Source organism: Streptomyces sp. NPDC051576 (assembly GCF_040681835.1).
Classification (GTDB): domain Bacteria; phylum Actinomycetota; class Actinomycetes; order Streptomycetales; family Streptomycetaceae; genus Streptomyces.
Window position 1 is genome coordinate 925,346 of sequence record NZ_JBFAZO010000002.1, and the last position, 9,901, is coordinate 935,246.

At 68.3% G+C, this 9,901-nt stretch carries 3 protein-coding genes, 1 tRNA gene and 1 rRNA gene; 1 reads left to right on the plus strand and 4 read right to left on the minus strand.

The genetic code is table 11. The features are described 5' to 3' along the window. Window positions 1–213: 213 nt before the first annotated feature. On the minus strand, window positions 214–5,688 hold the full coding sequence (locus AB0M63_RS09730) for a HAMP domain-containing protein (RefSeq protein ID WP_355902353.1): 5,475 nt from the start codon (window positions 5,686–5,688) through the stop codon (window positions 214–216). A gap of 378 nt (window positions 5,689–6,066) precedes the next feature. On the opposite strand from AB0M63_RS09730, the gene AB0M63_RS09735 reads away from it, so the two are divergent. Then, window positions 6,067–8,817, plus strand: a complete 2,751-nt coding sequence (locus AB0M63_RS09735; RefSeq protein WP_366018983.1) for a SpoIIE family protein phosphatase — start codon at window positions 6,067–6,069, stop codon at window positions 8,815–8,817. Between the two features lie 50 nt (window positions 8,818–8,867). Here AB0M63_RS09735 and AB0M63_RS09740 read toward each other — a convergent pair. From AB0M63_RS09740 to rrf, 3 genes are all read right to left on the minus strand, one after another. Further along, window positions 8,868–8,943: transfer RNA gene (locus AB0M63_RS09740), tRNA-Thr, on the minus strand. Window positions 8,944–9,038: 95 nt separating this feature from the next. After that, a complete protein-coding gene (locus AB0M63_RS09745) occupies window positions 9,039–9,701 on the minus strand; it encodes a DegT/DnrJ/EryC1/StrS family aminotransferase (RefSeq protein ID WP_355902379.1) in 663 nt (220 codons plus the stop codon). A gap of 113 nt (window positions 9,702–9,814) precedes the next feature. Then, window positions 9,815–9,901, minus strand: a 5S ribosomal RNA gene (rrf, locus tag AB0M63_RS09750); the annotation flags it as partial.

The following is a 9,901-nucleotide window of genomic DNA, read 5'->3' on the forward strand; positions in this document are numbered from 1 at the left end:
GTGCCGGTCATGGTAGCCGCACCCCGCCTGTCGCCACACCCTGTCACCGCGATGTCACTGTGCACGAAGCAGAAACGTAGCGGGAGACCAGAAGGTTCCCCGAATCCCGTGCTTCTACACGGCTTCGGCCACACTGAGTCAGCAACTCCGTGTGAACACCGAACGTTCCCCGCACCGTTCCCACTGCTTTCCCGTCAAGTCCGGTCGTTTCCATCACTCCGGACGCATCCACTGCTCCATCACCGACAACAGGTGATCGGGATCGACCGGCTTCGTGACGTAGTCCGAGGCGCCCGACTCGATCGCCTTCTCCCGGTCGCCCTTCATCGCCTTCGCGGTCAGCGCGATGATCGGCAGCCCGGCGAACTGCGGCATCCTGCGGATCGCCGTCGTCGTCGCGTATCCGTCCATCTCGGGCATCATGATGTCCATCAGAACGACCGTCACATCGTCGTGCTGCTCCAGGACCTCGATGCCCTCACGGCCGTTCTCCGCGTACAGCACGGACAGGCCGTGCTGTTCCAGGACACTGGTCAACGCGAAGACGTTGCGGATGTCGTCGTCGACGATCAGCACCTTCTCCCCGCCGAACCGGATGCCCCGGCGCGACGGCGGTGCCGCCTCCTCGGCCGCCCACTGGTCCCGCACCGTCCGCCCCAGTTGCGCGGAGCTCTCGATGGCGGACACGGCCCTGCGGCGGCGCCTGAAGAGCGCGGCGGCACCGTTCTGCGTCTCGTGGTACGACTTCACCTCGGCCGGCGTCTCGATGTCCACCTCGCCCCGCTCCGACAGCTCCGCGAGTTCCGCCGCGGACGCCACCAGGTCGCCCGCCTCCAGCGCGGGCAACTGCTGATAGCCCTGCGGGGGCAGTTCGCTCGGGTGCAGCGGCAAATACAGCGTGAACGTGGAACCGCGTCCCGGTTCGCTCTGCGCGTGGATCTCACCGCCGAGCAACTGGGCGATCTCCCGGGAGATCGACAGCCCCAGGCCCGTACCGCCGTACTTACGACTGGTCGTACCGTCCGCCTGCTTGAACGCCTCGAAGATCACCCGCATCTTGCTCCCGGCGATCCCGATCCCGGTGTCCGTCACCGAGAACGCGATCAGGTCCGCGTCCGCGTCCCGCAGCGAACCGGCCTCCAGGAGCTGCTCCCTGATCGCCACCGGCACATCCGCGCCGGCCGGCCGGATGACCAGTTCGACCGCCCCGGAGTCGGTGAACTTCACCGCGTTCGACAGCAGGTTGCGCAGCACCTGGAGAAGCCGCTGTTCGTCGGTGTGCAGTGTGGCGGGCAGTTCCGGCGACACCCGTACGGACAGGTCGAGGCCCTTCTCAGCGGTCAGCGGACGGAAAGTGGCCTCTACGTAGTCGACGAGTTGGACGAGCGCGATGCGCGTCGGTGAGACGTCCATCTTGCCCGCCTCGACCTTCGACAGGTCCAGGATGTCGTTGATCAGCTGGAGCAGGTCGGACCCCGCGCCGTGGATCGTCTCGGCGAACTCGACCTGCTTCGGGGAGAGGTTCCCCTCCGCGTTGTCGGCGAGCAGCTTGGCCAGGATCAGCAGCGAGTTGAGCGGTGTGCGCAGCTCGTGCGACATGTTCGCGAGGAACTCGCTCTTGTAGCGCATGGATACGGCGAGTTGCTCGGCGCGCTCCTCCAGGACCTGCCGGGCCTCCTCGATCTCGGTGTTCTTGACCTCGATGTCCCGGTTCTGCTGGGCCAGCAGCTCGGCCTTCTCCTCCAGTTCGGCGTTGGACGACTGGAGGGCCTTCTGCCGGTTCTCCAACTCGGCCGACCGCTCCTGGAGTTGCTCGGTCAGCTCCTGGGACTGCTTCAGCAGCAGCTCCGTCTTGGTGTTGACGGAGATGGTGTTGACGCTGGTCGCGATCATCTCGGCGATCTGGTTGAGGAAGTCCTTCTGGATCTGCGTGAAGGGCGTGAACGAGGCCAGCTCGATGATGCCGAGCACCTTCCCCTCGAACAGCACCGGCAGCACGATCACCTGCGCGGGCGGCGCCTCCCCGAGCCCGGAGGAGATCTTCAGATACCCGCTCGGCGCGTTCTCCACGAGGATCGTGCGCCGCTCCTGGGCGGCCGTCCCGATCAGCGCCTCTCCGGGCCTGAACGACGTCGGCATGGAGCCCATGGAGTAGCCGTAGGACCCCAGCATGCGCAGTTCGTACGCCTCCTCGCCCTCCGCGTCGGCCAGGGGCAGCGCGAGGAAGAACGCGCCATGCTGCGCGGAGACCACCGGCGTCAGCTCGCTCATGATCAGCGAGGCGACGTCGTCCAGGTCGCGGCGGCCCTGCATCAGCGCGGAGATGCGGGCGAGGTTGCCCTTGAGCCAGTCCTGCTCCTTGTTGGCGATCGTGGTGTCGCGCAGGTTGGCGATCATCTTGTTGATGTAGTCCTGCAGTTCCTGGATCTCGCCGGCCGCGTCGACGTCGATCTTCAGGTTCAGGTCGCCGCGGGTCACCGCGGTCGCCACGCGCGCGATGGCACGTACCTGCCGGGTCAGGTTCCCGGCCATCTCGTTCACCGACTCGGTGAGGTCGCGCCAGGTGCCGTCGACGTCACGCACGCGTGCCTGACCGCCCAACTGGCCTTCCGTGCCCACCTCGCGGGCGACCCGGGTGACCTCCTCGGCGAAGGACGACAGCTGATCGACCATCGTGTTGATCGTCGTCTTGAGTTCGAGGATCTCGCCGCGGGCGTCGATGTCGATCTTCTTGGTCAGGTCGCCCTTGGCGATGGCCGTCGTGACCATCGCGATGTTGCGCACCTGACCGGTCAGGTTGGACGCCATCCCGTTCACCGACTCGGTGAGGTCCTTCCAGGTGCCGGCCACACCGGGCACCCGCGCCTGACCGCCCAGGATGCCGTCCGTACCCACCTCGCGGGCCACCTTGGTGACCTGGTCGGCGAACGAACTCAGCGTCTTCACCATGGTGTTGAAGGTGTCCGCGAGCTGCGCGACCTCGCCGCGCGCCTCGATCGTCACCGTCCGGGTCAGGTCGCCGTTGGCGACGGCCGCCGCGACCTGGGAGATGTTCCGCACCTGCACGGTCAGGTTGTTGGCCATCAGGTTGACGTTGCCGCTGAGGTCCTTCCAGATGCCGGTGATGCCCGGCACATGGGCCTGGCCGCCCAGGATGCCCTCGGTGCCCACCTCGCGGGCCACCCTGGTCACCTGCTCGGCGAAGGACGACAGTTGATCGACCATGGTGTTGACCGTCGTGACGAGCTCAAGGATCTCGCCCTTGGCGTCGACAGTGATCTTCTTGGACAGGTCGCCCTTGGCGACGGCGGTCGTGACCTCGGCGATCTGACGCACCTGGATGGTCAGGTTGTTCGCCATGAAGTTCACCGACTGCGTGAGGTCCTTCCAGGTGCCGGAGACACCCTGCACCTCGGCCTGACCGCCCAACTGCCCCTCGGTGCCCACCTCGCGGGCCACCCTGGTGACCTCCTCGGCGAACGAGGACAACTGGTCGACCATCGTGTTCAGGGTGTTCTTCAGCTCCAGGATCTCGCCGCGCGCGTCCACGGTGATCTTCTGGGACAGGTCACCCCGGGCCACCGCCGTCGCGACCTGCGCGATGTTGCGGACCTGCGCGGTGAGGTTGCCGGCCATGCCGTTCACCGAGTCGGTCAGGTCCCGCCACACACCGGCGACGCCGGGCACCTGCGCCTGCCCGCCCAGGCGGCCCTCGGTGCCCACCTCGCGGGCGACCCGGGTCACCTGGTCGGCGAAGGCGGAGAGCTGGTCGACCATCGTGTTGATGGTGTTCTTCAGCTCCAGGATCTCGCCGCGTGCGTCCACGTCGATCTTCTGGGACAGATCGCCCTGGGCCACCGCCGTGGTCACCTGGGCGATGTTGCGCACCTGGGAAGTCAGGTTCCCGGCCATCGAGTTGACGGAGTCGGTGAGTTCCTTCCAGGTCCCCGAGACGCCGTCCACACGCGCCTGGCCGCCCAGCCGGCCCTCGGTGCCCACGTCCCGGGCCATCCTGGTCACCTGGTCGGCGAACGACGACAGTTGATCGACCATCGTGTTGACGGTGTTCTTCAACTGAAGCATCTCGCCGGACACGTCGACCGTGACCTTCTGCGACAGGTCGCCGTTGGCCACCGCCGTCGTCACCTGGGCGATGTTGCGCACCTGCCCGGTGAGGTTGCGGAACGCGGTGTTGACCGAGTCGGTCAGGTCCTTCCAGGTACCGGCCGCGCCGGGCACCTGTGCCTGACCGCCGAGTTCACCCTCGACACCGATCTCGCGCGCCACACGCGTGACCTCGGCACCGAACGAGGACAGTTGGTCGACCATCCCGTTGACGGTGTTCTTCAGCTCCAGCATCTCGCCGGCGACGTCGACGGTGACCTTCTGCGACAGGTCACCGCTCGCCACCGCGGTCGTCACGGCGGCGATGTCCCGCACCTGGGTCGTCAGGTTCCGGAAGACCGTGTTCACCGAGTCGGTGAGGTCCTTCCAGGTGCCCGCCGCACCCGGCACATTGGCCTGCCCGCCGAGCTGCCCCTCGGCACCGACCTCGTTGGCCACACGCGTGACCTCGTCGGCGAAGATCCGCAGCGTCTCCGTCATCTGGTTGATCGTCTCGGCGAGCTTCGCGACCTCACCACGTGCCGAGACGGTCACCTTCTGCGACAGATCACCGTTGGCGACCGCCGTGGTCACCTGCGCGATGTTGCGGACCTGCCCGGTCAGGTTGCCGGCCATGAGATTCACCGAATCGGTGAGGTCCTTCCACACACCGGCCACACCCGGCACCTGCGCCTGGCCGCCCAGTTCGCCCTCGGTGCCCACCTCACGGGCTACCCGGGTCACCTCGGAGGAGAACGAGGACAGTTGGTCCACCATCGTGTTGACGGTGTTCTTGAGCTCCAGCATCTCGCCGGCGACATGAACCGTGACCTTGCGTGACAGGTCACCCTTCGCGACCGCCGTGGTCACCAGCGCGATGTCCCGCACCTGGGCCGTCAGCCGGTACGCCATCGTGTTGACGGAGTCCGTGAGGTCCTTCCAGGAACCGGACATGCCACGCACGCGTGCCTGCCCGCCCAGCTTGCCCTCGGTGCCCACCTCGCTGGCCACGCGCGTGACCTCGTCGGTGAACGTCGACAACTGGTCGACCAGATTGTTGACCGTCCGCCCGACCTTCAGGAACTCCCCGCGCAGCGGATGCCCGGCTCCGTCGTCCTGCGACTGCGTCCGCAGCTCCATGCGCGGCGACAGATCACCCTCCGCCACCGCGGAGAGCACCCGTCCGACCTCGGAGACGGGCCGTACAAGGTCGTCCACGAGCGCGTTGGACGCATCGATGGCCGACGCCCAGGAACCCTCGCAGGCGCCCGTCTCCAGCCGCTCCGTGAGCTTTCCCTCGCGGCCCACCATCCGCCGCACCCGGGACAGCTCACCCGTCAGGTGCAGATTGCGGTCGGCCACCTCGTTGAACACGGCGGCGATCTCCGACATCTCACCGTCGCCGGACACGGTCAGCCGCTTGCGGAAGTTCCCGTCCCGCATGGCGACCAGAGCCGTCAGCAGCCGGTCCAAGGAGGCCGCGTCCACTTCCGTGGTCCCATTGCGCGGTTTGCGCTGGTTCTTCAGGGACTGTCCGCCTTTCGCGCGCGTCCTGGTGGCCCGCGTCGCTGCGCCAGACTCCACTGTGTCCCTCCCGCAGGGGTCGACCGTTACTGCTGTGCTGGGGTGCTACTGCTCGCGTATCCGTTACTGCCGCGTATCTCTGCCCGATTTACCGGGCTTCAACAAGGCCCGATGCACTCCGTACGCAGAGGACACCCGGCCTGCCCGGACCTTCACCAGAATCCTGCCCAGTGTTTCACCCTGCCTGAACCAGGCCATAACAGTTCGGCAGCTTCGCACATCGTCCGCACACCCTCCGGACGGAAACACTGCGAACCGGCATCCGCATGGACGGCGAAGGTAAGTAACCTTGCATGCGGCTGTCCAGCCGCGCCGGTTCCGTCCGGACTGGGCGGTGGCACGAGCACGAGCGGGCAGGCATCGGAGGGGCACCGCACCATGACCACCGGACTGCATCCTGGGGGACCGCCCCAGGATCCCCCGCCGACCGGAAACCAGCCGTTGCCCCGGCAGGCGCCGATCGGCCATGGTGCCCTGCCCGCCGACAACAGGCCTAGGAGTTCTGTGATCACCGCGCGCGCGGCCGCCAGCTTCGAGCCCGTAGGACGATCGGTCGCCACCGCGCGGGCCTTCGTCCGCGACACCCTTCAGGGCTGGGGTTTCGCCGACATCGTCGACGACGCCGTGGTCCTCACCAGCGAGCTGGTGACCAACGCCGTGGTGCACGCGGGCACAGCTGCGGATGTTCTGTGTCTACGGAGTGACGACGGCGTGCGGATCGAGGTCGCCGACCACTACCCGGAACGGGAAATCCCCCTCCAGGGGGCTGCGATCACCATGAGCAGCCCCGACCGCGAGGGCGGCCGCGGCCTCCAGCTCTGCGCGGCCCTGGCCAGCCGCTGGGGCGTCGACTACACGCCTACCCAGAAGCTGGTCTGGTTCCAACTCGACCTCCCCGCACGCCCGGTGGGCACCCGCGCGGCCGGCCCGTCCCTGCCGGCCGCCCTCCTCCCGCTCGCCGACGGCAGGGTCCGCGTCGCGGTCGTCCAGATCGACCGAACAGGCTCCATCGCATCCTGGAACGAGGATGCAGAGGATGTCTTCGGCTACGCCGCCGAGCAGGTCACCGGCAAGCCGCTGACCGACCTCGCCGCCTGGCCGCACACCCCGGGCACCAGCACCGGCATCGCCGAGGCCCTGCGTCTGTCCCGCTGGGAGGGCAGTTACGGCATCCGCGGCGCCGACGGCCGCGTGATCCCGGTGTACGCCTCCCACCTCCGCGTACGCGACACCGGCGGCGAGCCGTCAACCGTGTGCCTCCTGGTGAGGGACCACGAACGCGCGGTTCTGCAGACCCCGTTGCGCGGCCCCGCCCCCGACGCCGCGTCCACCCCGGACGGCCAGAACACCGACCCCTTCGAGGTGTTCATCGGCTCCCCCGCGCCGGACGACCTCGACGGCCTCCTCCAGCGCACGGTCGAGCGCGCCCGCGACATGCTCGACGGAGACTCCGCCTTCCTCCTCCTCGCGACCGACGACGAAACGGAGTTGGAGGTCCGCGCCTCCACAGGCCTGCCCTCCGCCCGCCAGCGCTTCGCGCGCGTGCCCGTCGAAGCGGGCCCCGGCCGCTACGGCTCCGCCCGCATGCCGGCCGTCCACGAGGACCTGATGGCCGTCCCGGGCGCCGTACCGCTCCTCAGCGGCACCGGAATGCGCTCGGTCGTCACCGTCCCCCTGAAGGTGGAGGGCCGTCTCACCGGCTCCCTCGGAGTGGCCGCCGAAGGCCCCAACAAGTACTCGAACGAAGAAGCCCTCCGCCTCCAATTCGCCGCCGACCGCATCGCGTTGGCGGTCGAGTCGGCCCGCCTGGGAGAGCTGGAACGCCTGCGCCGCGGCTCGCTCAGCTTCCTGGTAGAGGCCTCCGACCTCCTCGCCGGCACCCTCGACCGCGACCAGACCCTGGCCCTGATGGCCCAGATGACGGTCCCGACCCTCGCCACCTGGTGCGCGGTCTACACGATCGCCGACCAGTCCTCCGACCCGTACCTCTCGTACGTCCTGCACGAGGACGAGGAACTCATCGACGGCATCAAGTCGTTGCTCTCGAAGATCGCACCGCCGGACCCGGTACCCACCCCCGGCGCCCGCGTCTGGGCCGCCCCCGCCGAAGCCGCCCACCAGGCGGCCCTGCGCACCTCCATGCGCAGCCTCGGCCTGGGCGAACCGACCCGCCGGGTCAGCTCGGGCATCGGCCCAACTCTCGCTACGGCGTCCGCAGTCGGTGGCGAGACGGTGGTGCTCCCCCTGGTCGCCCGCAACCGCGTCATCGGCATGCTGACCCTCGGCAAGCCCACCGACGAACACTTCCGCCAGGAAATCCTGGAACTGGCCGAGGACTTGAGCCGCCGAGCCGCCCTGGCCCTCGACAACGCCCGCCTGTACTCGGAGCGCACGGCCATCAGCCAGTCCCTCCAGCGCAGCCTCCTGCCCCCCGACCTCCCGCACATCGAGGGCGTCGAGGTCGAGGTCATCTACCGCGCGGCCGGCGAGGGCAACGAAGTCGGCGGCGACTTCTACGACCTCTTCCCCATCCGCGACGGCGTCTACGGCTTCGCCATCGGCGACGTCTGCGGTACGGGCCCGGAAGCGGCCGCCGTCACGGGCCTGGCCCGCCACGCCCTCCGTCTGCTCGCCAGAGAGGGCTTCACCGGCCCCGCCGTCCTGGAGCGCCTCAACTCCGCGATCCTCGACGAGGGCGCCCGCAGCCGCTTCCTGACCCTCCTCTACGGCGAGTTGTGGCCCCAGGAGGACGGCAGCGCCAAGCTGAAGGTGGTCTGCGCCGGCCACCCGCTCCCGCTCCGCCTGCGCCAGGACGGCACGGTCGAACCGGCCGCCGAACCCCAGCCCCTCCTCGGCGTCATGGACGATCTGGAGCTCTACGAGCAGACGGTCACCCTCGACCCGGGCGACGTCCTGCTGTGCGTCACGGACGGCGTCACGGAACGCCGCGAGGGCACCCGCATGCTGGGCGACGACGGCCTCACGGACGTCCTGACCACCTGCACGGGCCTCACGGCCGGCGCGGTCGCGGCCCGCATCATGCGCGCGGTCGAACGCTTCGCCTCCGACGCCCCGTCCGACGACATGGCGATCCTGGCCATGCGCGTCCCGGGCCTCCAGAAGGACTGACCCCGAACACGCGAAAGGCCCCGCCCAATTGGGCGGGGCCTTTCACTTTCTGGAGCCCTCTAACGGAATCGAACCGTTGACCTTCTCCTTACCATGGAGACGCTCTACCGACTGAGCTAAGAGGGCCTGTCGCTTTCCCGAGGTTTCCCTCGCTGCAACGAAACAGATCATACCCCGAACAGGCCCGTGCACCCAACCACCGCCGCCCGACCCCGACTCGGTCAGAAAGCGGGCTGCAACAGTCCCCCGAGCGCATTGCACGCGGACACGATCCGCTGCATCTCCCGCTTCGTCAACGAGGCGTCGACAGGCAGCGCAAGCGTCTCGTCCGCGGCCCGCTCGGTCTCCGGCAGCGCCACACACCGCCGGAACTCCGGCAGCCGGTGCACGGGCGCCTTCACCGGCACCCGGCACTCAACTCCCCTGCCCCGCACGGCCCGAGCGAAGGCGTCCCGATCAGGCCGCCCGTTCCCCGGCACCCGCACGACGTACTGCTGGTAGGTGTGCCCGTCCCCACCATCGGGCGTCCGCACCCCACGCAACTTCGCGTCAAGATAGGCAGCCCGCTCCCGCCGCTGAGCGACCTCGTCGTACGGCGCCTCGGACTCCCCCTGCTGCAACACCAGCAGCCCGTGCCGCTGCCCGACCCCGAGCAGCCGCGCTATGTCAGCCGACCGCCCGAACCGATGTACGACAACTATGGCCGCCGTACGCGGAGTTACGGCCGCTTCGACAGCGGACGCGTCAAGGCAGTAGGTCACCGGATCTATGTCGGCGAACACCGGCAGCCCACCCGCCAGGGTGACGGCCTCGGCGACTTCCACGTTCCCGAACGCCGGCACGACGACCTCGTCACCGAGTCCGACGCCTGCGGCCCTGAGCATTGCAGCAGTACCCATGCTCGGATGGTGATTGCGCAACGTGAACTTCAAGTGACGCACAACAAAAAAGGGTTGGACCCCGAACCGAAGTTCAGGGTCCAACCCTTTCAATATTTGTTCGGCGGCGTCCTACTCTCCCACAGGGTCCCCCCTGCAGTACCATCGGCGCTGTAAGGCTTAGCTTCCGGGTTCGGAATGTAACC